Genomic DNA, 23,924 nt, shown 5'->3' with positions numbered 1-23,924 from the left:
GATTATCAAACTGCCAGACGCGCACGACCTTTGGCGCGGCGACGCGACAGGACAGCACGGCCGTTCTTGGTAGCCATGCGAGCACGGAAGCCGTGAGTACGGGCGCGTTTGATGGTGCTTGGTTGGAAAGTACGTTTCATGGCGTTGTTACCTGGTTCGTCCACAACGGGCCGGAATGGCCCCCGTTTTAAGAGACCGGCGATTCTAGAGAAAGCAAGCCTCTAGGTCAATTTCCAACCAGCTTTTCCTTCAATTAGATCGCTATAGGGCAAAACGCCGTTTTCTATCCGCCTGCCTTCCACGAGCAATGTCATAGATATAAAAATAAAGAAGGAAGTTATTTAAAGCTTTTCTGTAAAGCTTATAAAAGCTAGGCAGGCCATCCTCTGTGGATAACTGCTTTAAGGCCACATTCTACGTGGTGTACAGAGGATGACAACACGGGGGAGAAGCGGTGCTCTGCCTGTGCTGCGCTGTCGGATAAGCTGTGTGTGGAATGGCATGTTATCCACAGGCCGGTTACCCACAGACTTTCCCCCCCACTTGTGCAACGAGCTCAGGGGCGCTTATCCACAGAGCTTATGCACAGACCATTGGTCGCCTTTTTCCCGGATAAGACATTGATTTTGGGTGCCCTGTGGGCAACCTACATGTGGATAAGTGGGCGGCTCGCCGCTACAATGGCGGCTGTTTTTGCCTCACCGGCTTTCAACTTAGGGGATATCCGTGTCAGTGGAACTTTGGCAGCAGTGCGTAGAGCTTTTGCGCGATGAGCTGCCTGCCCAGCAATTCAACACCTGGATCCGTCCGCTACAGGTCGAAGCCGAAGGCGACGAGTTGCGCGTTTATGCGCCCAACCGTTTCGTTCTCGACTGGGTCAACGAAAAGTACCTGAGCCGCGTTCTCGAATTGCTCGACGAACATGGCAACGGTCTCGCGCCCGTTCTCTCCTTGTTAATAGGCAGCAAACGCAGCTCGGCGCCTCGCGCTGCGCCGAATGCGCCATTGGCGGCGAGTGCCTCGCAGGCTCAGGCCGCAGTGGCACCTGTTAACAATTCGCCTGCGCCGCTTGCCCAGACGCCTTCGAAATCAGCGTCGCAGAAAAATGCGCCTATTAATGAAGAGCCGTCTCGCGACAGCTTCGACCCAATGGCTGGCGCCAGCTCGCAACAGGCACCGGTTCGCGCCGAACAGCGCACAGTGCAGGTAGAAGGCGCGCTCAAGCACACCAGTTACCTGAACCGCACCTTTACCTTCGAAAATTTCGTCGAAGGTAAATCCAACCAGCTTGCTCGCGCCGCGGCCTGGCAAGTGGCGGATAACCCCAAGCACGGTTACAACCCGCTGTTCCTTTATGGTGGCGTGGGCTTGGGTAAGACTCACTTGATGCACGCTGTGGGTAACCACCTATTAAAGAAGAACCCGAATGCCAAGGTCGTGTACCTGCACTCGGAGCGCTTCGTGGCTGACATGGTCAAGGCCTTGCAGCTCAATGCCATCAACGAGTTCAAGCGCTTCTATCGTTCCGTTGACGCCTTGCTGATCGATGACATCCAATTCTTCGCACGCAAGGAGCGTTCCCAGGAAGAGTTTTTCCATACGTTCAACGCCCTGCTCGAAGGCGGCCAACAGGTCATCTTGACCAGTGACCGTTATCCGAAGGAAATCGAAGGCCTGGAAGAGCGCTTGAAATCGCGCTTCGGCTGGGGCCTGACCGTAGCAGTCGAGCCGCCGGAGCTGGAAACCCGTGTTGCGATCCTGATGAAAAAGGCCGATCAGGCGAAAGTCGATCTGCCACACGACGCCGCTTTCTTTATCGCCCAACGCATTCGCTCCAACGTGCGTGAGCTGGAGGGCGCGCTCAAGCGGGTCATCGCTCACTCGCACTTCATGGGTCGCGACATCACCATCGAGCTGATTCGCGAATCCCTGAAAGACTTGCTGGCACTGCAGGACAAACTGGTGAGTGTGGACAACATCCAGCGCACCGTGGCCGAGTACTACAAAATCAAGATTTCCGATCTGCTGTCCAAGCGCCGTTCGCGCTCGGTGGCTCGTCCGCGCCAGGTGGCCATGGCCCTCTCCAAGGAGTTGACCAACCACAGCCTGCCGGAAATCGGCGATGTGTTTGGTGGTCGCGACCACACTACGGTCTTGCACGCATGCCGCAAGATCAACGAACTTAAGGAATCCGACGCGGATATTCGCGAGGACTACAAGAACCTGCTGCGTACACTGACCACTTGATGACACCAGCGCAGCTTATTAAGGCAAGGGACTAGACCATGCATTTCACCATTCAACGCGAAGCCCTGTTGAAACCCCTGCAACTGGTCGCAGGCGTCGTCGAGCGCCGACAGACCTTGCCGGTGCTCTCCAACGTATTGCTGGTTGTCCAAGGCCAGCAGTTGTCCCTGACTGGTACCGACCTGGAAGTCGAATTGGTTGGCCGCGTGCAGCTGGAAGAGCCTGCTGAACCCGGCGAGATCACCGTGCCGGCACGCAAGCTGATGGACATCTGCAAAAGCCTGCCGAACGACGCGCTGATCGACATCAAGGTTGATGAGCAAAAGTTGGTGGTCAAGGCCGGTCGCAGCCGTTTCACGTTGTCGACCTTGCCGGCCAATGACTTCCCAACCGTGGAAGAAGGCCCGGGCTCGCTGACGTGCAGCCTGGAGCAAAGCAGACTGCGTCGTTTGATCGAGCGCACCAGCTTCGCCATGGCCCAGCAGGACGTGCGTTACTACCTCAATGGTATGTTGCTGGAAGTATCCGAAGGCATTATCCGTGCAGTGGCCACCGATGGTCATCGTCTGGCGATGTGCTCAATGCGTGCCGATATCGGTCAGCCAGACCGTCACCAGGTAATCGTGCCGCGTAAAGGTATTCTTGAACTGGCGCGCCTGCTCACCGAGCCGGATGGCAATGTCAGCATCGTATTGGGTCAGCACCACATTCGCGCCACCACCGGCGAGTTCACCTTCACGTCAAAGCTGGTCGACGGCAAATTCCCCGATTACGAGCGCGTGCTGCCTAAAGGCGGTGACAAGTTGGTGATCGGCGATCGTCAGGCACTGCGTGAAGCGTTCAGCCGTACAGCGATTCTGTCCAACGAAAAATACCGTGGTATTCGTCTGCAACTGGCCAACGGTCAGCTGAAAATCCAGGCCAATAACCCGGAGCAGGAAGAGGCGGAAGAAGAAGTAGGCGTTGACTACAACGGCGGTTCGTTGGAAATCGGCTTCAACGTGAGCTACCTGCTGGACGTACTGGGTGTGATGACCACTGAACAGGTGCGCCTGATCCTGTCCGACTCCAACAGCAGCGCCCTTGTGCAGGAATCCGACAACGATGATTCGGCTTATGTTGTTATGCCGATGCGCCTGTAATCATGCTCAGCAGACGCTAGATGTCCCTCAGTCGCGTTTCAGTCACCGCGGTGCGCAACCTGCACCCGGTGACCTTCTCCCCCTCCCCCCGCATTAATATCCTCCACGGTGCCAACGGCAGTGGGAAAACCAGCGTGCTGGAAGCTATCCACTTGCTGGGGCTCGCCCGTTCCTTTCGCAGTGCGCGCTTGTTACCGGTTATCCAGTACGAACAATTGGCGTGCACTGTCTTTGGCCAGGTTGAACTGGCGGAGGGGGGGCACAGCAGCCTGGGGATATCGCGTGATCGAGGCGGTGAATTCCAGATTCGCATCGACGGGCAAAATGCGCGCAGTGCTGCGCAATTGGCAGAGATCCTGCCATTGCAGTTGATCAACCCTGACAGCTTTCGGCTGTTGGAAGGCGCTCCCAAAATCCGCAGGCAATTCCTCGATTGGGGAGTGTTCCACGTGGAACCGCGTTTCATGGCCACTTGGCAGCGCCTGCAGAAGGCCCTGCGGCAGCGGAACTCGTGGCTGCGGCATGGTACACTTGACGCCGCTTCGCAAGCGGCCTGGGACCGGGAACTGTGCCTGGCCAGCGACGAAATAGATGAATACCGCCGCGCCTATATCAAAGCCTTGAAACCAGTCTTTGAGCAGACTTTGAGTGAGCTGTTGGATCTCGAAGGGCTGACGCTGAGCTACTACCGTGGTTGGGACAAAGAGCGTGAACTGAGCGCAGTGCTCGCCACGTCCCTGCACCGGGATCAGCAAATTGGTCATACCCAGGCCGGACCCCAACGGGCTGATTTGCGTCTTAGATTAGGCGCTCATAATGCTGCGGATATCTTGTCCCGCGGCCAGCAGAAGTTGGTGGTGTGTGCTCTGCGTATTGCCCAGGGCCATCTGGTTAGCCAAGCCCGACGCGGCCAGTGTATTTATCTGGTGGATGACTTGCCGTCTGAACTCGACGAGCAACACCGCCGCGCGCTATGCCGCTTATTGGAAGACTTACGCTGCCAGGTGTTTATCACCTGTGTAGACCACGAATTATTGAGGGAAGGCTGGCAGACGGAAACGCCAGTCGCTTTGTTCCACGTGGAACAAGGCCGTATCACCCAGACCCACGACCATCGGGAGTGAAGGCATGAGCGAAGAAAACACGTACGACTCGACCAGCATTAAAGTGCTGAAAGGTTTGGATGCCGTACGCAAACGTCCCGGTATGTACATTGGCGACACTGATGACGGTAGCGGTCTGCACCACATGGTGTTCGAGGTGGTCGACAACTCCATCGACGAAGCTTTGGCCGGTCACTGCGACGACATCAGCATCATCATCCACCCGGATGAATCCATTACCGTGCGCGACAACGGTCGTGGCATCCCGGTAGATGTGCACAAAGAAGAAGGCGTTTCGGCAGCAGAGGTCATCATGACCGTGCTCCACGCTGGCGGTAAGTTCGACGATAACTCCTATAAAGTATCCGGCGGTTTGCACGGTGTAGGTGTTTCGGTAGTGAACGCGTTGTCCGAAGAGTTGATCCTGACTGTCCGCCGTAGCGGAAAGATCTGGGAACAGACTTACGTCCACGGCGTTCCACAGGAGCCGATGAAAATCGTTGGCGACAGTGAGTCGACCGGCACGCAGATTCACTTCAAGCCGTCGGCTGAAACGTTCAAGAATATTCACTTCAGCTGGGACATCCTGGCCAAGCGTATCCGTGAACTGTCCTTCCTCAACTCCGGTGTGGGTATCGTCCTTAAAGACGAGCGCAGCGGAAAGGAAGAACTCTTCAAGTACGAAGGCGGTCTGCGTGCGTTCGTTGAATACCTGAACACTAACAAGACTGCGGTCAACCAGGTATTCCACTTCAACGTCCAGCGTGAAGACGGCATCGGCGTTGAAATCGCCCTGCAGTGGAACGACAGCTTCAACGAGAATCTGTTGTGCTTCACCAACAACATTCCACAGCGCGACGGCGGTACTCACTTGGTGGGTTTCCGTTCCGCACTGACGCGCAACCTGAACACTTACATCGAAGCCGAAGGCTTGGCCAAGAAGCATAAAGTCGCCACCACGGGTGACGATGCACGCGAAGGCCTGACCGCGATTATCTCGGTAAAAGTGCCGGATCCCAAGTTCAGCTCCCAGACTAAAGACAAGCTGGTGTCTTCCGAAGTGAAGACGGCTGTTGAACAGGAGATGGGTAAGTACTTCTCCGACTTCTTGCTGGAGAACCCGAACGAAGCCAAGTTGGTCGTCGGTAAGATGATCGATGCCGCGCGTGCCCGTGAAGCCGCACGTAAGGCTCGTGAGATGACCCGCCGTAAAGGCGCGCTGGATATCGCCGGCCTGCCGGGCAAACTGGCTGATTGCCAGGAGAAGGACCCTGCCCTCTCCGAACTGTACTTGGTGGAAGGTGACTCTGCTGGTGGTTCCGCCAAGCAGGGTCGTAACCGTCGCACCCAGGCCATTCTGCCGTTGAAGGGCAAGATCCTCAACGTTGAAAAGGCCCGCTTTGACAAGATGATTTCCTCCCAGGAAGTCGGCACCTTGATCACGGCGCTGGGCTGCGGTATCGGCCGCGATGAATACAACATCGAGAAGCTGCGCTATCACAACATCATCATCATGACCGATGCTGACGTCGACGGTTCGCACATCCGTACCCTGCTGCTGACCTTCTTCTTCCGTCAGTTGCCTGAGCTGATCGAGCGTGGCTATATCTACATCGCCCAGCCACCGTTGTACAAAGTGAAAAAGGGTAAGCAAGAGCAATACATCAAAGACGACGACGCCATGGAAGAGTACATGACGCAGTCGGCCCTGGAAGATGCGAGCCTGCACTTGAACGACGAAGCCCCGGGTATTTCCGGCGAAGCGTTGGAGCGTCTGGTTAACGACTTCCGTATGGTGATGAAGACCCTCAAGCGCCTGTCGCGCCTGTACCCTCAGGAGCTGACCGAGCACTTCATTTACCTTCCGGCCATCACCCTGGAGCAGTTGGGCGATCACGCACACATGCAGGATTGGCTGGCCCAGTACGAAGTACGTCTGCGCACCGTCGAGAAGTCTGGCCTGGTGTACAAAGCCAGTCTGCGTGAAGACCGTGAACGTAACGTGTGGCTGCCAGAGGTTGAACTGATCTCCCACGGCCTGTCGAACTACGTCACCTTCAACCGCGACTTCTTCGGCAGCAACGACTACAAGACTGTGGTTACCTTGGGCGCTCAACTCAGCACCCTGTTGGATGACGGCGCTTACATTCAGCGTGGCGAGCGTAAGAAAGCAGTCAAGGAGTTCAAGGAAGCGTTGGACTGGTTGATGGCCGAAAGCACCAAGCGCCACACTATCCAGCGATACAAAGGTCTGGGCGAGATGAACCCGGATCAACTGTGGGAAACCACCATGGACCCTGCCCAGCGTCGCATGCTGCGCGTGACCATCGAAGACGCCATTGGTGCGGATCAGATCTTCAACACCCTGATGGGTGATGCGGTCGAGCCTCGCCGTGACTTCATCGAAAGCAACGCTCTGGCAGTGTCTAACCTGGACTTCTGATCCAGGCGAGACCCGCAAAACAGAAAGGCCAACGCTATGCGTTGGCCTTTTTTATTACGTGGAAATCGGTATTTTTTAAATGCTCCACGTGGAACATCCCCCTTTTCAACCAGGGGAAGCGGTCGCCACGCTCTCCAATCGGTACCCATACCCATAAATCGTCAATAGCTGCCAACCCCTATCAGCGGTAAGCCCGAGCTTGTTGCGCAGGCGATAGATATGCGTATCCAACGGCCGCGACGACACCATTTCTTCATGGGTCCAGAACCGCTCATAAAGGTACTCGCGAGACAACGGTCGCGCTAAGTTGGCGAACAAGCAACTCGCCAGGCGGTATTCGCGTTCAGTAAGGTTGATCGGTTTTCCCGCCCGGGTGACGGTCAACTCGGCGTCGTCGAAGGTTAGATCGTTGAAACTTTGTACTTCCTGGGTAGCCGACTTTTGCAGGCCATGGCGGCGTAGAACGGCGGTAACCCGAGCCTTGAGTTCATTGGGACGAAAGGGTTTGCTGACGTAGTCATCGGCGCCACTGTTCAATGCAGTGACGATATCGCTTTCAGCATCCCTGCTGGTGAGCATGATCACGGCGGGTGGCGACTCCATGTGCTCACGGGTCCAGCGCAGCAACGCAATGCCGGTGATATCGGGCAGTTGCCAATCGAGTATCAGCAGGTCAAAGGTTTCCCGACGCAATTGACGTAGCAGGTCCTCACCCCGCTCGAAACAATGCAGGGTCCAGGGCTGTTCGGCGGTGCTGGGGATTTGTCGCAGTGTCTGTTCCACCCTTCGCAATTCAGCGGGTTCGTCATCCAGTATTGCGACACGCATGGGTGGGTCCTTTCATTTTGAAGAGTACGGCAGTCGTAGTGAGGGCACGTACTGCGCAGATGCCAGCCATCGAATCTGAAGAATTGTGCGCAGATTCGTCGGCCCCTTGGATCTCTCGGTACGCTGGGTTCAATGAGTGATCAACCCAGTTAAAGTCCTCGGTACCGATGTGGGAAAGATACCGGCTCCAGGCCTTAAGGAAAAGGATCAGCCGACGCGTGCGCTGCCGTAGACTTCTGTGCCCTGATAGTAGGTACTGTGGAGCTTCTACCTTTATGAGCCTCACGCAGGAAAACTTTTCCACCGCCTCGAAAATGAGCTTCACTGGGCGCTATGCCACTTCCTTTCGTACGCCAACAACAGGGACACGCTGATCAATGATGCTCTGGGGCAAGGCTGAAAAACGTCAACCCACCCATGCCCAACGGCTGTTCCACGGCTTGGTTCGTGAGTGGTTGTGGATCGGTTTGCTGTTGTTGCCGATCACAGCCTACCTCTCGACGAGCGCTGGCTTGGCGCTGAACAATCCGCTGTATGACAGCCTGCGCCAACTGACACCGCTGCCGGTGGACCCGCGTATCTTATTGGTGACCATCGACGACGCCAGCTTGAAGAAGCTGGGACAGTGGCCTTGGCCCCGTAGTTTGCACGCCGACCTGATCGACCGCCTGAGTGCTGCACAACCCACCGCCATCCTGTTCGACGTGATCTTCAGCGATCCTGCCGATCCCGCTACTGATAAACGCCTGGCCGACGCAGTGTGCAATGCCGGCAATGTATTGTTGCCCCTGGCGCGTAATGATTCTGCCAGCTATAGCCAGCCCAGAGGACAACTGCAGCCGCTGCTTAAATGTGCCAAAGGCATAGGGCATATCAACGTGGAAGCGGACAGCGATGGCGTGGTGCGCAGCCTGTATTTGCGCGAGGGCCCACCCGATGCCACGGCGCCTCAGTTGGCATGGCTGGCGTTCACGATGAGTGGCCAACCCTCCGAGATGCCAGGTGAGCCTCGCGATTCGAACTCCCAGGGCTGGCATCAGGAACATGCAGTTCGCATCCCGTATATCGACCCCGACAGCCGCTTTCCGAGTGTGTCTTATGTCAGCGTATTACGCGGCGAAGTCCCTCCTGAGCGGTTGCGCAACGCCTTATTTGGTAGGCGCGCCAGGTTCGGGCATGGGCGATCGTTTTGTCACACCGCTCTCCCCCATGCTTGGCACTACAGCAGGTGTAGAGATCCAGGCCAACGTGCTCAACGGTCTACTGCAAGGGCGCAGCGTCGTGGATCTGCCCCAATGGCTGTCAGCCGTGATGGCAACGTCCTGGGTGGCGCTGCTGCTGGGCCTGCTGCTCTACCGCCCACGCTATGCACTATGGATGACGCTGGGGTGTATGTTCACGGCCTTGCTCGGCTCATTTGCCCTGCTGCGTCTGGGCTACTGGTGGTCGCCTGCGGCCTGCCTGATCGGTTTGCTGCTCAGCTACCTGATCTGGAACTGGCGGCGCCTCAGTGTGATCCTGGCCTACTTTGGCTGGGAGTTGGCGCGGTTGGATAACGAACCCAAAGTCTTGCCCGAACGCCGCCGTGCGCCGGCCAGCAAAGGTGATGTGTTGCAGGGGCGCATCTTTGCCCTGGAGCAAGCGGTGAGCCGCACGCGGGACACTCGGCGCTTTATGGCCGATGGCCTGGAGTGCCTGCCGGTGGCGACGCTGATCACAGACACCCAAGGCACTATATTGCTGGCTAACCGCATTGCCCGCGACGTGTTCGGCAATGATCTGGTCAACCAAAACCTGTTGAACCAGTTGGTTGATCTGGGTTATCCACCCCTGCACAACGGCGTGCGCCCTGCCCTTTCGGCATTGGAGTTGGTTGAGTTTCGGGATATCCACCAACGTAGCCTGCGCATGGAGTTGGCACCCCTGCTACCGGCCGAAGGAGATGTGGCGCTGGGTTGGCTGCTAAGCCTCACTGACCTCAGCAAGGAGCGTGAGGCCCAGCAGCATCGAGAAACCATGCTGCGTTTCCTTTCCCATGATCTTCGTGCGCCGCACTCGGCGATCCTGGCACTGCTCGACGTACACAGCGCCGAGTCGCCAGTGTTTGCTCAGATAGAGCAGCAAGTACGCCGCGCCTTGAGCCTGACTGAATCCTTTGTTCAGTTGGCAAAAGCCGAGGCCGACGGTTACCACTTCCAGCCAACGCTGTTCGCCATGCTGGTCATGGATGCTTTTGACCAAGTGGCGCTGATCGCACAGCTCAAGGGCATTCATCTGGTCCACGATCTGGACGAGGCAGATGAAGGGATGGTGTCAGCCGACCAGTCGCTGCTCACCCGCGCGTTATTCAACGTGCTGGAGAATGCGATCAAATACTCGCCGTCCGGCACTACCATCCGGTTGAGACACAGCAGCACGCAAGGCTGGTTGGAATGTCGGATCAGTGACCAAGGCCCAGGGATAGCTGCCGAAGATTTACCGGAGTTGTTCAGCCAGTACAAACGTTTTGATTCAGCCCAGGGCAGCGATGGGTTGGGGCTTGGGCTGACCATGGTCAAAGCGGTCGTGGAGCGTCATGGAGGACGTATCGAATGTGAAAGCAGTGTGGGCAAAGGCACCACATTCAGCCTGCGATTGCCCTTGCTGGACGAGTGCTAAAACGTACTTTTGCGCTGTGCATAAAAAACCGGTCACAAGGACCGGTTTTTTTATGCGGAAAAAACTTATGCACGTTTTTAGGGATTTTTAGGCCTCTGGAAATATGTAAGTAAATCAGCTTGTTATGAAGCAAAAAAGCCAATTCGCCAACAAACCGTGCACAGGTTATCCACAGATGCTCATACCACCGGAGTGTCTACCACAACCGGCTTCGGCGGCAGGGAACCCATGGCCCGTTGCTGCGCTTCATTCCACGCCTGCGCACGCTCATTCAGCGCGGCAATGGCGCGTGGGCCTTCGCCTTCTGCGTACATAGGTTCGCCAATCACCACGGTGATAGTGCCTTCGCGTTTTGCCCAACCCGTCTTCGGCCAGAACTTGCCGGCGTTATGCGCGATCGGCAACACCGGCAGATGGGCGTTGACCGCCAAGGCCGTGCCACCTCGGGAGAATTTACCCACGGTGCCAAAGGGCACCCGCGTGCCTTCCGGGAAGATCAGCACCCAAACGCCGTCCTTGAGCAGCTCGTCGCCCTTCTTGGCCACGTGCTTGAGCGCCGCTTTGGGGTTGTCACGGTCGATGGCGATCGGGCGCAACATGGCCATCGCCCAGCCAAAGAACGGTACGTACAGCAATTCGCGCTTGAGCACCTGGCTCAACGGCGAGAAGTACGCCGAGAGGAAGAACGTTTCCCAGGTGCTCTGATGGTTAGACAAAATCACGCAGGGCTGTTCCGGGACGTTTTCAGCGCCCTTGATCTCAAAACGGATGTTCAGGAACACCTTGGTCAGCCACAACGCACAGCGGCACCAATAGACGTTGATAAAGCGATAGCGCGCCTTGAACGGCAGGAAGGGCGCAATAAAAAAGCTCAGGGTGCACCAGAGAAGCGAACTGGTGCCCAGCAGCAGGTAAAAGAAAAAGGTTCTGATGGCCTGCAAGATCGACATGGCGGCATTTACCGTTGCGGGACACGGCCCGCCTGTTGAAAAGCGCACTCCCGAACACTCCTTGGCCAGGATGTCGAGGGCGGCTAGTTGTTGATAAGTTCTGCGGCAACGGCCGCCAGATCGTCAAAAATCAAAGTGCCTACCGGCAGGTTTTTCGCCTGGGTCTTTTCGCCTTTCCCGGTCTTTACTAAAACTGGCTGAGAGTCGACGGCTTTGGCCGCCTCCAGGTCACCGAGGCTGTCCCCGACGAACCATATCCCAGCTAACGGCACCTTGTAATGTTCTGCAATGGTTTTCAACATGCCAGGCTTGGGTTTGCGGCAATCGCAGCCCTCATCCGGCCCGTGGGGGCAGTACACCACCAGCCCCACCTCACCCCCCTGTTCGGCCACCAACGTGCGCAAGCGCGCGTGCATGGCGTCCAGGGTGGCGATGTCGTAGTAGCCACGGGCAATGCCGGACTGGTTAGTGGCAATCGCCACTGTCCAGCCGGCTTTGCTCAACTGCGCGATGGCCTCGATCGAGCCGGGCAGTGGTATCCACTCCGCCACCGACTTGATGTAAGCGTCGGAGTCGTAGTTGATCACCCCGTCCCGATCGAGAATCAGCAGTTTCACCATGGTCAGCTCAGGGTCGAAATGTCGGCAATGTTGACGAACAGGCCGCGCAGACGCGCCAGCATGGCATAGCGGTTTTTCCGCACGCCGGCATCTTCGGCATTGATCATCACCGCTTCGAAGAACGCATCCACCGGCTCACGCAATGTGGCCAGGCGCGCCAGTGCTTCGGCGTAGTTACGCTCGGCGATCAGCGGCTTCACGGCGTTTTCTGCCTTGGCAATGGCCGAGTTCAGCGAGAACTCCTTGGCATCGGCAAACAGGCCAGGGTCGACATCGCCGTTGCCCAGGCCTTCGGCCTTGCTCAGCAGGTTCGACACACGCTTGTTCACAGCGGCCAGGGCATCGGCTTCCGGCAATTTGCGGAAGGCCTGTACGGCTTGTACGCGCTGATCGAAGTCCAGCGCCGAACCCGGTTGCAGGGCACGCACGGACAGGTAGACGGAGACGTCCACGCCTTCGTCTTCGTAGCGCGCACGCAGGCGGTCGAACACAAACTCCAGCACTTGCTCGGCCAGGCCGGCTTGCTTGACCTTGGTTCCGAACTGACCAACCGCGAACACCACGGCCTGGGTCAGGTCGAGGTCGAGCTTCTTGTCGATCAGGATACGCAGTACACCCAGGGCTGCGCGGCGCAGGGCATACGGGTCTTTGCTACCGGTAGGCAGCATGCCGATACCAAAGATACCCACCAGGGTATCCAGCTTGTCGGCGATGGCCACGGCCGCACCGGTCAGGGTGGTCGGCAGCTCGGCACCGGCACCGCGTGGCATGTACTGCTCGTTCAGTGCCAGCGCAACGTCTTCGGCCTCGCCATCATTGAGGGCGTAGTAGTAACCGGCAACGCCTTGCATCTCAGGGAATTCGCCGACCATCTCGGTGGCCAGGTCGCACTTGGACAGCAAGCCGGCACGGGCGGCCGAGGCCGCATCGCCGCCAATGCGGGGTGCAATGTAGGCAGCGAGTTTGGAAACGCGCGCAGCCTTGTCGTAGACGCTGCCGAGTTTTTCCTGGAACACCACGTTTTGCAGGCGCAGGTTGAAGTCTTCGAGCTTCGACTTCTTGTCTTGCTTGAAGAAGAACTCGGCGTCGGTCAGGCGCGGGCGAACGACTTTCTCGTTGCCGGCGATGATCTGCTGCGGGTCTTTGCTTTCGATGTTGGCCACGGTAATGAAGCGCGGCAGCAACTTGCCGTCCACGTCCAGCAGGCAGAAGTACTTCTGGTTGTCCTGCATGGTGGTGATCAGGGCTTCTTGCGGCACATCGAGGAAGCGTTCTTCGAAGGAGCACACCAGCGGCACTGGCCATTCAACCAGCGCGGTCACTTCGTCGAGCAGGCTTGGCGGCACGATGGCGGTGCCTTCCTGCAGGCGGGCCAGCTCTTCGGTGCGCTTGCTGATCAGCTCGCGACGCTCATTGGCATCGGCCAGCACGTAAGCGGCACGCAGGTCGGCGGCATAGTTCGCCGGCGAGGTGATGCGTACGGCTTCAGGATGATGGAAGCGGTGACCACGGGAATCACGGCCAGCCTTCTGGGCGAGGATGGTGCAGTCGATGACCTGGTCACCGAGCAGCATCACCAGCCATTGGGTTGGGCGCACGAATTCTTCTTTGCGTGCACCCCAGCGCATGCGCTTGGGGATCGGCAGGTCGTTCAGGGAGTCTTCAACGATGGTTGGCAGCAGGCTGGCAGTCGGCTTGCCGGTGATGACCTGGCTGAAGCGCAGTTTCGGACCGCTCTGATCGATCTCGCTCAGCTCCACGCCACACTTCTTGGCAAAACCAAGGGCGGCCTGGGTCGGGTTGCCTTCGGCATCGAAAGCCGCCTGGCGCGGCGGGCCGTCGAGGTTGATGCTGCGGTCCGGTTGCTGGGTTTCCAGCGCGGTCAGCAACACGGCCAGGCGACGTGGCGCGGCGTAGACTTTCTTGGCTTCAAACTTCAGGCCAGCGCTTTGCAGGCCTTTTTCGATACCGGCCAGGAACGCATCGGCCAGGGTGTTGAGTGCCTTGGGTGGCAGCTCTTCGGTGCCCAGTTCAACCAGGAAATCTTGAGCACTCATTGTGCAGCCTCCAGCTTAGCCAACACTTCATCACGCAGGTCCGGGGTTGCCATCGGGAAGCCCAGCTTGGCGCGAGCCAACAGGTAGGCTTGGGCGACGGAACGCGCCAGGGTGCGCACACGCAGGATGTATTGCTGGCGCGCGGTTACCGAGATGGCACGGCGGGCGTCCAGCAGGTTGAAGGTATGGGACGCCTTCAACACCATTTCATAGCTTGGCAACGGCAGCGGCTGGTCGAGTTCGATCAGGCGCTTGGCCTCGCTTTCATAGAAGTCGAACAGTTCGAACAGCTTCTCGACGTTGGCGTGTTCGAAGTTGTAAGTGGATTGCTCCACCTCGTTCTGGTGGAACACGTCGCCGTAGGTCACCTTGCCGAACGGGCCGTCAGCCCACACCAGGTCGTAGACCGAGTCCACGCCTTGCAGGTACATGGCCAGACGCTCGAGGCCGTAGGTGATCTCGCCGGTCACCGGGTAGCACTCGATGCCACCGGCCTGCTGGAAGTAGGTGAACTGCGTCACTTCCATGCCGTTGAGCCAGACTTCCCAGCCCAGTCCCCAGGCGCCCAGCGTCGGCGATTCCCAGTTGTCTTCGACGAAACGGATATCGTGGACCAGCGGGTCCAGGCCAACATGCTTGAGCGAGCCCAAGTACAGTTCCTGGAAGTTGTCCGGGTTCGGCTTCAATACCACCTGGAATTGGTAGTAGTGCTGCAGACGGTTCGGGTTTTCGCCGTAGCGGCCGTCAGTCGGGCGACGACTGGGCTGCACATAAGCGGCGTTCCAGGTTTCCGGGCCAATGGCCCGCAGGAAGGTAGCGGTGTGGAAAGTGCCGGCGCTACTTCCATATCGTAGGGCTGAAGTACCACACAACCTTGCTCGGCCCAGTATTGCTGGAGGGCGAGGATCAAGTCTTGGAAGGTACGCACGGCTGGCGTAGGCTGGCTCACGAAATTCACCTGTTACTTGGGCTGCGATTTAAAGAGCGGGAGTATACCCGATTCGGCCGCGCCACCATCCCCTGGAGCCTTATGCCACGCTGCTTTTGGTGTTCTGAAGATCCGCTGTACATGGCTTATCACGATCAGGAGTGGGGAACGCCGCTGCGCGATGCGCAGGGTTTGTTCGAGTTGCTTTTACTCGAAGGGTTCCAGGCGGGCCTTTCCTGGATCACCGTTTTACGCAAACGCGAGCATTATCGAAAGGTCTTGTTCGGTTTTGATGCGCAGCGCCTGGCGCAATTGAGCGACGACGAGATCGAAGCGCTGATGCTCGACCCTGGCATCGTGCGCAACCGCCTCAAGCTCAACGCCACTCGCCGCAACGCCGCGTCCTGGCTGGCGCTGGAAGATCCGGTGGGCTTGCTCTGGTCGTTTGTCGGCGGCGTGCCCAAGGTCAATCACTTCAAGGATCGCAGCGAAGTCCCGGCGATCACGCCCGAGGCTGAAGCCATGAGCAAAGCCCTGAAAAAAGCCGGCTTCACCTTTGTCGGACCGACCATTTGCTACGCGTTCATGCAGGCCTCGGGCATGGTCATGGACCACACCCAGGACTGCGACCGTTACGCGGACTTGGTCAACGCCGGTTAGAATGCGTGCTTTGCGCACCACACACGAATGGGAGTGACCTGTGGAAAAGTTTAAAGGCGCCTTGCTGGTAGGCGCTCTTCGGTTGTTTGCCCTGCTGCCCTGGCGTGCTGTCCAGGCCGTCGGCACGGCGATTGGCTGGATCATGTGGAAAACCCCCAACCGCTCTCGCGAGACGGTGCGGATCAACCTCTCAAAGTGTTTCCCGGACATGGACCCGGCCGCCCGCGAGCGCCTGGTCGGCCAGAGCCTGATGGACATCGGCAAGTCCCTGACCGAAAGCGCCTGTGCCTGGATCTGGCCGGCGCAACGTTCCATCGACCTGGTGCGTGAAGTCGAAGGCCTCGAAGTGCTGCACGAAGCATTGGCCTCGGGCAAAGGCGTGGTCGGCATCACCAGCCACCTGGGTAATTGGGAGGTGTTGAACCACTTCTATTGCAACCAGTGCAAACCGATCATTTTCTATCGCCCGCCCAAGCTCAAGGCGGTGGATGAGTTGCTGCGCAAACAGCGTGTGCAGTTGGGCAACCGCGTTGCGGCTTCCACCAAGGAAGGCATTCTCAGTGTGATCAAGGAAGTGCGTAAAGGTGGCCAGGTGGGTATTCCCGCTGACCCGGAGCCGGCGGAATCGGCTGGGATCTTCGTGCCGTTCTTCGCCACCCAGGCGCTGACCAGCAAGTTCGTGCCCAACATGCTCGCGGGTCACAAGGCTGTTGGTGTGTTCCTGCACGCCCTGCGACTGCCGGACGGTTCGGGCTACAAAGTCATCCTCGAAGCGGCGCCGGAAGACATGTACAGCACCGACACGGCCACGTCCTGCGCGGCGATGAGCAAGGTGGTGGAGCGCTATGTCGGCGCTTACCCGAGCCAGTATATGTGGAGCATGAAGCGCTTCAAGAAACGCCCGCCGGGTGAGGAACGGTGGTATTGATTCATCGCTGATCTAAAGAACAACACACATCTAATGTGGAGGGGGCTTGCCCCCTCCCACATTTGAGTTCCGCCTAGGCCTGGCGGTCGAGTTTCTTCAGGAACACCGTCATCTCTTTCTCGGCCTGCTTGTCGGCCGCTTCGATGCCCTTCTCCCACGCCTGTCGCGCTGCGGCATTGTCACCCTGCCCCAACTGCGCCTTACCCAACAACTTCCACGCCGCCGAATACTTCGGATCAAACTCGACGCACTTCTGCAAATGCTCGGTCGCCTTGGCATTGTCCTTCAGATCCAGATAACCCTTGCCCAGCCCAAAGCGCAGCAGCGAATTATCCACACCCTTGGCGAGCATTTTTTCCAGGGATTCGAGCATTTGAACCACTCCGTTTGATCAAAAAAAGCTCAGCCCCACGTGGAACAACTTCTCCACGTCGCGGATGTGTTTTTTATCCACAAGGAACAGGATGACGTGGTCGCCGGTAGCGATCACCGTATCGTCGTGGGCAATGATCACTTCTTCATCGCGAATAATCGCGCCAATGGTGGTGCCCGGTGGCAGGCCGATATCGCGGATGGCCTTGCCGATCACTTTGCTCGACTTGGCATCGCCGTGTGCGATCGCTTCTATGGCTTCCGCCGCGCCCCGGCGCAGTGAGTGCACGCTGACGATATCGCCACGGCGTACGTGGGCCAGCAAGGTGCCGATGGTCGCCAGTTGCGGGCTGATAGCGATGTCGATGTCGCCGCCCTGGATCAAGTCGACATAGGCCGGGTTGTTGATGATGGTCATCACCTTCTTCGCCCCCAGCCGCTTGGCCAGCAGCGAGGACATGATGTTGGCTTCGTCATCGTTGGTCAGGGCCAGGAAGATGTCGGCGTCGGCAATGTTTTCTTCCATCAGCAGGTCGCGGTCCGAGGCGCTGCCTTGCAGGACGACCGTGCTGTCGAGGGTGTCGGACAAATGCCGGCAGCGCGCCGGATTCATCTCGATGATCTTCACTTGATAGCGGCTTTCGATGGCCTCGGCCAGGCGCTCACCGATCTGCCCGCCGCCGGCGATGACGATGCGTTTATAGTTTTCGTCGAGCCGGCGCATTTCGCTCATCACGGCGCGAATATTCGCTTTGGCCGCGATGAAAAATACCTCGTCGTCGGCCTCGATCACCGTATCGCCCTGGGGCAGGATCGGCCGGTCACGCCGAAAAATCGCTGCTACGCGGGTTTCCACATTGGGCATGTGTTCGCGCAACTGGCGCAGTTGCTGGCCGACCAGTGGGCCGCCGTAATAGGCCTTCACTGCGACCAACTGCGCTTTGCCACCCGCGAAGTCGATCACCTGCAGGGCGCCCGGAATTTCGATCAGGCGCTTGATGTAGTGGGTCACCACCTGCTCCGGGCTGATCAGCACGTCGACCGGGATGGCGTCGTTATCGAACAGGCCGGCGCGGGTCAGGTAGGCGGCTTCGCGGACACGGGCGATCTTGGTCGGGGTGTGGAACAGGGTGTGGGCGACCTGGCACGCGACCATGTTGGTCTCGTCGCTGTTGGTCACGGCCACCAGCATGTCGGCATCGTCGGCACCGGCCTGACGCAGCACCGTAGGAAACGACGCACGACCTTGTACGGTGCGGATGTCCAGGCGGTCGCCCAAGTCGCGCAGACGCTCAGCGTCGGTGTCCACCACGGTGATGTCATTGGCTTCACTGGCCAAATGTTCCGCCAGTGTGCCGCCCACCTGCCCTGCCCCAAGGATGATGATTTTCATCCGGTCACTCCCTTAAACCATTCAGCCGCGTGCGGCGGCGATCTTGATCAGTTTGGCGTAGTAGAAGCCATCGTGTCCGCCTTCTTGCGCGAGCAATTGGCGACCGTGAGGCTGCTTGATGCCGGCCGTCGTGGCGAGGTCCAGCTCCCGGGCGCCGCTGGTGCGGGCGAGGAAGGCTTGGATCACCTCGGTGTTTTCGGTGGGCAAGGTGGAGCAGGTGGCGTAGAGCAGGATGCCGCCGACTTCCAGGGTCGGCCACAGGGCGTCCAGCAGTTCACCTTGCAGGGTGGCCAGGGCGACAATGTCGTCGGGTTGGCGGGTGAGCTTGATGTCCGGGTGGCGGCGGATCACGCCGGTGGCCGAGCATGGCGCATCGAGCAGGATGCGCTGGAATGGTTTGCCGTCCCACCAGGTGGCGGTGTCGCGGCTATCGGCGGCGATCAGGTCGCGCTCAGGCCAAGGCGTGCGAGGTTTTCCCGTACGCGCACCAGGCGCTTGGCTTCCAGGTCGACGGCGACGACACCGGCCAGGTCTTTTTCGACTTCCAGGATGTGACAGGTCTTGCCGCCCGGGGCGCAGCAGGCGTCGAGCACGCGTTGGCCGGGCGCCAGGTCGAGCAAATCGGCAGCCAATTGCGCGGCTTCGTCCTGCACGCTGATCCAACCCTCGGCAAAGCCCGGCAGGCTGCGCACGTCAGTGGCGGCTTCCAGCACAATGCCATCGACGCTGTACACGCACGGCGTGGCGTTGATACCCGCGTCGGCGAGCAATTGCAGGTAGGCGTCACGCGCGTGATGACGACGGTTGACCCGCAAAATCATCGGTGGATGCGCATTGTTGGCCGCGCAGATGGCTTCCCACTGCTCGGGCCAGAACGCCTTCAGGGATTTTTGCAGCCAGCGCGGGTGGGCGGTGCGCACCACCGGGTCATGTTCCAGCTCGGCCAGCAGCGCTTCGCTTTCGCGCTGGGCGCGGCGCAGTACGGCATTGAGCAAGGCCTTGGCCCAGGGCTTTTTCAGCTTGTCGGCGCAACCGACGGTTTCACCGATGGCGGCGTGGGCCGGCACGCGGGTGTAGAGCAACTGATAAAGCCCCACCAGCAGCAGCGCTTCGACGTCAGCATCGGCCGCCTTGAATGGCTTTTGCAGCAGCTTGGCCGCCAGCGCCGACAAGCGCGGCTGCCAACGGGCGGTGCCAAAGGCCAGGTCCTGGGTAAAGCCGCGATCGCGGTCCTCGACCTTATCCAACTGCGTCGGCAGTGAACTGTTCAGCGAAGCCTTGCCGTTGAGTACGGCGGCGAGAGCCTTGGCGGCGGCCAGACGTGGGTTCATTGCGCGGCCACCCCAAGTACGGTGCCCAGGGAAAATTTCTCACGACGGCTGTTGAACAAATCGCTGAAATTCAGCGCCTTGCCGCCGGGCAATTGCAGACGGGTCAGGCACAGGGCCTGCTCGCCACAGGCGACCAACAGGCCGTCTTTGCTGGCGCCAATGATTTCACCGGGGGCGCCTTTGCCGTCCGCCAGGGAGGCGGCCAACACTTTCAAGGCTTCGCCATTGAGGGTGCTGTGGCAGACCGGCCACGGGTTGAAGGCACGCACCAGGCGCTCCAGTTCCACCGCCGGGCGGCTCCAGTCGATACGCGCTTCGTCTTTATTCAATTTGTGGGCGTAGGTGGCCAGGTTGTCGTCCTGCACTTCGCCTTCCAGAGTGCCGGCAGCGAGACCATCGATCGCTTGGATCACGGCAGGCGGGCCCATTTCGGCCAGGCGGTCGTGCAGGCTGCCGCCAGTGTCTGCGCCGGTGATCGGCGTCACCACTTTGAGCAGCATCGGGCCGGTGTCCAAGCCCGCCTCCATGCGCATCACGGTGACACCGCTTTCAGCATCACCGGCTTGCACCGCGCGCTGGATCGGCGCCGCACCGCGCCAGCGTGGCAGCAGCGACGCGTGGCTGTTGATGCAGCCCAGGCGCGGAATATCCAGCACCACTTGCGGCAGGATCAAACCGTAGGCCACCACCACCAACAGGTCGGGCTTGAGCGCGGCCAGTTCGGCCTGGGCGTCGGCGTTGCGCAGGGTCGGCGGCTGCAGCACAGCAATGTTGTGCTCCAAAGCCAACTGCTTGACCGGGCTCGGCATCAGTTTTTGCCCGCGACCGGCCGGGCGATCCGGCTGGGTATACACCGCAATGACATCGTAAGGGCTGGCAAGCAGCGCCTTGAGGTGTTCGGCGGCGAATTCGGGGGTGCCGGCAAAAACAATGCGCAGTGGCTCGGTCATGGAAGGTCTCGGTTAAAAGCAGTCACAAAAGAAAAAGGCTTGCCGCAGCAAGCCTTTGGAAGGAGGGCATCAAGCTTGCTGGCGATGCTTTTTTTCCAGCTTCTTCTTGATCCGATCACGCTTGAGCGTGGACAGGTAATCGACAAACAACTTGCCGTTGAGGTGGTCGCATTCGTGTTGGATGCAGACCGCCAGCAGGCCTTCGGCAATCAGCTCGAACGGCTTGCCGTCGCGGTCCAGGGCCTTGATCTTGACGCGCAGCGGGCGCTCGACGTTCTCGTAGAACTCCGGCACCGACAGGCAGCCTTCCTGGTATTCGCCCATCTCTTCGGTCAGCGGTTCGAACTCAGGGTTGATGTACACCATCGGTTCGCTGCGGTCTTCCGACAGGTCCATGACTACGATGCGCTGATGCACGTTGACCTGGGTGGCGGCGAGGCCGATGCCCGGGGCTTCATACATTGTTTCAAACATGTCATCGACCAACTGACGAACCTTGTCGTCCACTACGGCCACCGGTTTGGCGATCGTGCGCAGGCGCGAGTCGGGGAATTCGAGGATGTTCAAAATAGCCATAAGCGTAATTGCTGCACATGTGAGGTAAAGGCAAATCGGCGGTGGGATGGACCCATACGGCCGGTGTGAAAGCTTCGAAAGCCGCGAGGGCTCTGGCATTTCACGCGAACGCACATAATAAAGGAGATTCACCCCATGAGGAAATCGCTACTCGTCTTGCTGCTGTGGGTTCCGTTTGCCGCAGCGCTGGTTCCTTCACCCGGCCAGCGTCTGGATCTACCGACGCAACAGGCCATCCAGCGCTTTTTATTGCATAACCGCATTCTTGATACGCCCCGGGATCTGGACACAGCGCCTTACATTGTCGCGGCCGAGGCCGGGCGCGTGCTGGGCTCTCAGGGCGAGCGTGTGCACGCCAGGGCGACCTGGACCCGGCCCAGCCGAGCTATGGGATCTTTCGCCGAGGCAAGGTCTACACCGACCCCCAGACCCATGAATTGCTGGGTATCAACGCCGATGACATCGGTACTGCTCGCTTTGTGATGGCGGGGGACCTCAGCACGCTCGCCGTGCAACGGGTCACCCAGGAGGTGCGTCCTGGGGACCGTCTGCTCCGCGCCCAATTGCCCACGGCGCTGGAGCCTCAGAAATCAGCGCCTTTCATTGAAGGAAAAATCATCGATATCCCCAGGGGCGTGACCCAGATCGGCGTGCTGGACGCCGTTACCCTGAACAAAGGCCGGCGTGATGGGCTGGTCGAGGGCCAATTGCTGGCCGTTATCAAAACCGGCGCCACCGTCCGTGACCCGCTCACCGGCGCCCCGACGAAGTTACCCGATGAGCGCGCCGGCACGCTGTTGGTGTTCCGCACCTACGAAAAACTCAGTTATGGCCTGGTTCTCAATGCCTCGCGGCCACTGGCCGTTATGGACCGTTTCGAGACTGCTGAGCAAACGCAATAAATAGCCTGCTAAATAAGTTACCAACAGAGTTATCCACAGCTTGTTCCGGTCAAGGATGATCAGATGTTTCCGATAAACAGCAGTGAAATTTCCCCGTCAGAGCTGGAAGCCCGGCTACGCTTGCACAGGCTGCCGGAAGTAGGCCCGAAGCGTTTCAGGTTGTTGATCGAAGCGTTCGGCAGCGCTTCAAAGGCTATGAGTGCGCCGGCCAGTGCCTGGCGTGCGCTGGGGTTGCCCCCCATCAGTGCCGACGCCCGGCGCAGTCCGGAAATCCGTGATGGCGCCAGTCAAGCATTGGCCTGGTCAGGGCGCCCGGCCCAGCATTTGCTGATGTGGGACCAGCCGGAGTACCCCGCTTTGCTCGCCCAGATCGACGATGCGCCGCCGTTGTTATTCGTCGCTGGCGACCCTTCAATCCTGGAAAAACCGCAACTGGCGATGGTCGGCAGCCGGCGCGCATCGCGCCCTGGCATGGACACCGCCGCCGCGTTTTCCCGCAGTTTGGCCAGTGCCGGTTTTGTCATCACCAGTGGCCTTGCGCTGGGTATCGACGGCGCCGCGCATCAAGCGGCATTGGATGTGGGTGGACATACCATCGGCGTGCTTGGCACGGGCCTGGAAAATTTTTATCCACAGCGCCACCGACGGCTCGCCGAGGCGATGATTGCCCAAGGCAGTGCCGTGGTGTCCGAGTTCCCGCTGGACGCCGGGCCCCAGGCGAGCAACTTTCCCCGGCGCAATCGCATCATCAGTGGTCTGTCGTTGGGCGTACTGGTAGTGGAGGCCAGCGTGGCCAGTGGCTCGCTGATCACCGCGAAGCTGGCCGCCGAGCAGGGCCGTGAGGTGTACGCGATCCCTGGCTCAATCCATCACCCTGGGGCCAAGGGTTGTCATCAGTTGATCCGCGAGGGTGCGACGCTGGTGGAAACCATTGAACACATCCTTGAAGGCTTGCGGGGCTGGCAGGCATTGTCGCGCCCGGCGCCGATGCCGGTGACCCATCCGTTGGTGGCGTTGCTGCACGCGGCACCTCACACCAGCGAAGCCCTGGCGATTGCCAGCGGTCGGCCTTTGTCCCAGGTGTTGGCGACCCTCACCGAGTTGGAACTGGAAGGCTTGGTCATCTGCGAAAGCGGGCGCTGGCTGGCGCGCTGCCAGCTTTCGTAGCGGCAAGTTTTTTGGAACTAGGTTTTGTAACGAAGATGGGTAAACTGCGCAGAGCTTTAGTCCGGAGAGTAAACAATGGTCAACAGGTGGCGTGTGCTGGAAGCCGCACGGGAAATTCGCGCAGGCGCGGTGATTGCCTATCCAACCGAGGCGGTCTGGGGCCTGGGTTGCGACCCTTGGAACGAAGAGGCGGTGGACCGGCTGCTGGCGATCAAGAATCGCTCGGTGGACAAGGGCCTGATCCTGGTTGCCGACAATATCCGTCAGTTCGACTTCCTGTTCGAAGACTTCCCGGATACCTGGATCGACCGCATGGCCAGCACCTGGCCTGGGCCGAATACCTGGTTGGTGCCGCATCAGGATTTACTGCCGCAATGGGTTACGGGTGTGCATGACACCGTGGCGCTGCGGGTGTCTGACCATCCACTGGTGCGGGACTTGTGCTCGTTGGTAGGGCCGTTGATTTCTACGTCGGCCAACCCTCAGGGTCGCCCAGCCGCGCGCACGCGGATCCGCGTGGAGCAATACTTTCGTGGCCAAGTGGACGTGGTGTTGGGTGGCGCCCTGGGTGGGCGCAAGAACCCGAGCTTGATTCGGGATTTGGTGACGGGTGAGGTGGTGCGGCCTTCCTGAGACCGAGTTGTGGCCATCGCGGGCAAGCCCGGCTCC

Annotated in this window: 17 protein-coding genes and 4 pseudogenes; 10 read left to right on the top strand and 11 right to left on the bottom strand. The window is 59.3% G+C overall.

The window, feature by feature from the left end; translation table 11 throughout:
* Nucleotides 1–5: 5 nt before the first annotated feature.
* Entirely contained in the window at nucleotides 6–140 is a 135-nt protein-coding gene (gene rpmH, locus IQK56_RS09275; RefSeq protein ID WP_003213577.1) for a 50S ribosomal protein L34, read from the bottom strand.
* Nucleotides 141–726: 586 nt separating this feature from the next.
* Between rpmH and dnaA the strand changes: the two genes are divergently transcribed.
* Genes dnaA through gyrB form a run of 4 tightly spaced genes read left to right on the top strand, consistent with a single transcriptional unit; the run spans nucleotide 727 to nucleotide 6,935 of the window.
* Complete coding sequence (gene dnaA, locus IQK56_RS09270; RefSeq protein ID WP_099586139.1) at nucleotides 727–2,247, top strand: chromosomal replication initiator protein DnaA; 1,521 nt, start codon at nucleotides 727–729, stop codon at nucleotides 2,245–2,247.
* Between the two features lie 38 nt (nucleotides 2,248–2,285).
* Nucleotides 2,286–3,389: a DNA polymerase III subunit beta gene (gene dnaN / locus IQK56_RS09265; protein ID WP_150761155.1), complete on the top strand. Its 1,104-nt coding sequence runs from the start codon at nucleotides 2,286–2,288 to the stop codon at nucleotides 3,387–3,389.
* 20 nt (nucleotides 3,390–3,409) lie between these two features.
* Complete coding sequence (gene recF, locus IQK56_RS09260; protein WP_122306927.1) at nucleotides 3,410–4,513, top strand: DNA replication/repair protein RecF; 1,104 nt, start codon at nucleotides 3,410–3,412, stop codon at nucleotides 4,511–4,513.
* A gap of 4 nt (nucleotides 4,514–4,517) precedes the next feature.
* Entirely contained in the window at nucleotides 4,518–6,935 is a 2,418-nt protein-coding gene (gyrB, locus tag IQK56_RS09255) for a DNA topoisomerase (ATP-hydrolyzing) subunit B (RefSeq protein WP_122306926.1), read from the top strand.
* A gap of 105 nt (nucleotides 6,936–7,040) precedes the next feature.
* Here the strand turns inward: gyrB and IQK56_RS09250 are convergent, their stop codons facing one another.
* The gene (locus IQK56_RS09250; protein WP_122306925.1) at nucleotides 7,041–7,763 is read right to left on the bottom strand and encodes a response regulator transcription factor; all 723 of its coding nucleotides are present in this window, start codon (nucleotides 7,761–7,763) and stop codon (nucleotides 7,041–7,043) included.
* A gap of 377 nt (nucleotides 7,764–8,140) precedes the next feature.
* On the opposite strand from IQK56_RS09250, the pseudogene IQK56_RS09245 reads away from it, so the two are divergent.
* Nucleotides 8,141–10,421 (top strand): annotated as a pseudogene (locus tag IQK56_RS09245) (CHASE2 domain-containing protein).
* A 179-nt stretch (nucleotides 10,422–10,600) separates the two neighbouring features.
* On the opposite strand, the gene IQK56_RS09240 reads toward IQK56_RS09245, so the two are convergent.
* The 4 genes and pseudogenes from IQK56_RS09240 to glyQ all read right to left on the bottom strand — a co-directional run bounded on the left by IQK56_RS09240 (nucleotide 10,601) and on the right by glyQ (nucleotide 14,997).
* The gene (locus IQK56_RS09240; RefSeq protein ID WP_193862177.1) at nucleotides 10,601–11,371 is read right to left on the bottom strand and encodes a lysophospholipid acyltransferase family protein; all 771 of its coding nucleotides are present in this window, start codon (nucleotides 11,369–11,371) and stop codon (nucleotides 10,601–10,603) included.
* 83 nt (nucleotides 11,372–11,454) lie between these two features.
* Nucleotides 11,455–11,991: a D-glycero-beta-D-manno-heptose 1,7-bisphosphate 7-phosphatase gene (gene gmhB / locus IQK56_RS09235; RefSeq protein ID WP_183140497.1), complete on the bottom strand. Its 537-nt coding sequence runs from the start codon at nucleotides 11,989–11,991 to the stop codon at nucleotides 11,455–11,457.
* 2 nt (nucleotides 11,992–11,993) lie between these two features.
* Entirely contained in the window at nucleotides 11,994–14,048 is a 2,055-nt protein-coding gene (gene glyS / locus IQK56_RS09230) for a glycine--tRNA ligase subunit beta (RefSeq protein WP_122306922.1), read from the bottom strand.
* Nucleotides 14,045–14,997, bottom strand: a pseudogene (gene glyQ / locus IQK56_RS09225) (glycine--tRNA ligase subunit alpha). Before glyQ ends, glyS begins: the two are co-directional and overlap by 4 nt.
* A gap of 81 nt (nucleotides 14,998–15,078) precedes the next feature.
* Here glyQ and IQK56_RS09220 point away from each other — a divergent pair.
* Nucleotides 15,079–15,636 carry a DNA-3-methyladenine glycosylase I gene (locus IQK56_RS09220; RefSeq protein WP_193901643.1) on the top strand — a complete coding sequence of 186 codons (558 nt, stop codon included), beginning with the start codon at nucleotides 15,079–15,081 and terminating at the stop codon, nucleotides 15,634–15,636.
* A 40-nt stretch (nucleotides 15,637–15,676) separates the two neighbouring features.
* A complete protein-coding gene (locus tag IQK56_RS09215; protein ID WP_122306920.1) occupies nucleotides 15,677–16,564 on the top strand; it encodes a lysophospholipid acyltransferase in 888 nt (295 codons plus the stop codon).
* A gap of 73 nt (nucleotides 16,565–16,637) precedes the next feature.
* Here the strand turns inward: IQK56_RS09215 and IQK56_RS09210 are convergent, their stop codons facing one another.
* The 5 genes and pseudogenes from IQK56_RS09210 to def all read right to left on the bottom strand — a co-directional run bounded on the left by IQK56_RS09210 (nucleotide 16,638) and on the right by def (nucleotide 21,186).
* The gene (locus IQK56_RS09210) at nucleotides 16,638–16,937 is read right to left on the bottom strand and encodes a tetratricopeptide repeat protein (RefSeq protein ID WP_193862175.1); all 300 of its coding nucleotides are present in this window, start codon (nucleotides 16,935–16,937) and stop codon (nucleotides 16,638–16,640) included.
* An 18-nt stretch (nucleotides 16,938–16,955) separates the two neighbouring features.
* Nucleotides 16,956–18,329: a Trk system potassium transporter TrkA gene (gene trkA, locus IQK56_RS09205; protein ID WP_112192829.1), complete on the bottom strand. Its 1,374-nt coding sequence runs from the start codon at nucleotides 18,327–18,329 to the stop codon at nucleotides 16,956–16,958.
* Between the two features lie 21 nt (nucleotides 18,330–18,350).
* Nucleotides 18,351–19,660: pseudogene (gene rsmB, locus IQK56_RS09200) on the bottom strand (16S rRNA (cytosine(967)-C(5))-methyltransferase RsmB).
* A complete protein-coding gene (gene fmt / locus IQK56_RS09195; RefSeq protein ID WP_150761160.1) occupies nucleotides 19,657–20,610 on the bottom strand; it encodes a methionyl-tRNA formyltransferase in 954 nt (317 codons plus the stop codon). Before fmt ends, rsmB begins: the two are co-directional and overlap by 4 nt.
* A 69-nt stretch (nucleotides 20,611–20,679) precedes the next feature.
* On the bottom strand, nucleotides 20,680–21,186 hold the full coding sequence (gene def / locus IQK56_RS09190; RefSeq protein WP_099586151.1) for a peptide deformylase: 507 nt from the start codon (nucleotides 21,184–21,186) through the stop codon (nucleotides 20,680–20,682).
* Nucleotides 21,187–21,321: 135 nt separating this feature from the next.
* Between def and IQK56_RS09185 the strand changes: the two are divergent.
* The 3 genes and pseudogenes from IQK56_RS09185 to tsaC all read left to right on the top strand — a co-directional run bounded on the left by IQK56_RS09185 (nucleotide 21,322) and on the right by tsaC (nucleotide 23,888).
* Nucleotides 21,322–22,088: pseudogene (locus IQK56_RS09185) on the top strand (peptidoglycan-binding protein).
* Between the two features lie 63 nt (nucleotides 22,089–22,151).
* Nucleotides 22,152–23,255: a DNA-processing protein DprA gene (gene dprA / locus IQK56_RS09180; RefSeq protein ID WP_193862173.1), complete on the top strand. Its 1,104-nt coding sequence runs from the start codon at nucleotides 22,152–22,154 to the stop codon at nucleotides 23,253–23,255.
* Nucleotides 23,256–23,330: 75 nt separating this feature from the next.
* Nucleotides 23,331–23,888: an L-threonylcarbamoyladenylate synthase type 1 TsaC gene (gene tsaC / locus IQK56_RS09175; RefSeq protein WP_150761162.1), complete on the top strand. Its 558-nt coding sequence runs from the start codon at nucleotides 23,331–23,333 to the stop codon at nucleotides 23,886–23,888.
* Nucleotides 23,889–23,924: the final 36 nt, after the last annotated feature.

It is taken from the genome of Pseudomonas cyclaminis, from assembly GCF_015163715.1.
GTDB classification, from domain to species: Bacteria; Pseudomonadota; Gammaproteobacteria; order Pseudomonadales; family Pseudomonadaceae; genus Aquipseudomonas; species Aquipseudomonas cyclaminis.
Note: the sequence above shows the minus strand (reverse complement) of the source record. Positions and strands in the feature narration are given on the sequence as shown.

Bases quoted from the DNA above. Each gene is read 5' to 3' on its own strand.
- dprA (WP_193862173.1), top strand. From the start codon at position 22,152: ATGTTTCCGATAAACAGCAGTGAAATTTCCCCGTCAGAGCTGGAAGCC.
- glyS (WP_122306922.1), bottom strand. From the start codon at position 14,048: ATGAGTGCTCAAGATTTCCTGGTTGAACTGGGCACCGAAGAGCTGCCA.
- gyrB (WP_122306926.1), top strand. From the start codon at position 4,518: ATGAGCGAAGAAAACACGTACGACTCGACCAGCATTAAAGTGCTGAAA.
- IQK56_RS09220 (WP_193901643.1), top strand. From the start codon at position 15,079: ATGCCACGCTGCTTTTGGTGTTCTGAAGATCCGCTGTACATGGCTTAT.
- recF (WP_122306927.1), top strand. From the start codon at position 3,410: ATGTCCCTCAGTCGCGTTTCAGTCACCGCGGTGCGCAACCTGCACCCG.
- rpmH (WP_003213577.1), bottom strand. From the start codon at position 140: ATGAAACGTACTTTCCAACCAAGCACCATCAAACGCGCCCGTACTCAC.
- IQK56_RS09250 (WP_122306925.1), bottom strand. From the start codon at position 7,763: ATGCGTGTCGCAATACTGGATGACGAACCCGCTGAATTGCGAAGGGTG.
- dnaN (WP_150761155.1), top strand. From the start codon at position 2,286: ATGCATTTCACCATTCAACGCGAAGCCCTGTTGAAACCCCTGCAACTG.
- IQK56_RS09240 (WP_193862177.1), bottom strand. From the start codon at position 11,371: ATGTCGATCTTGCAGGCCATCAGAACCTTTTTCTTTTACCTGCTGCTG.
- gmhB (WP_183140497.1), bottom strand. From the start codon at position 11,991: ATGGTGAAACTGCTGATTCTCGATCGGGACGGGGTGATCAACTACGAC.
- def (WP_099586151.1), bottom strand. From the start codon at position 21,186: ATGGCTATTTTGAACATCCTCGAATTCCCCGACTCGCGCCTGCGCACG.
- IQK56_RS09210 (WP_193862175.1), bottom strand. From the start codon at position 16,937: ATGCTCGAATCCCTGGAAAAAATGCTCGCCAAGGGTGTGGATAATTCG.
- tsaC (WP_150761162.1), top strand. From the start codon at position 23,331: ATGGTCAACAGGTGGCGTGTGCTGGAAGCCGCACGGGAAATTCGCGCA.
- fmt (WP_150761160.1), bottom strand. From the start codon at position 20,610: ATGACCGAGCCACTGCGCATTGTTTTTGCCGGCACCCCCGAATTCGCC.
- trkA (WP_112192829.1), bottom strand. From the start codon at position 18,329: ATGAAAATCATCATCCTTGGGGCAGGGCAGGTGGGCGGCACACTGGCG.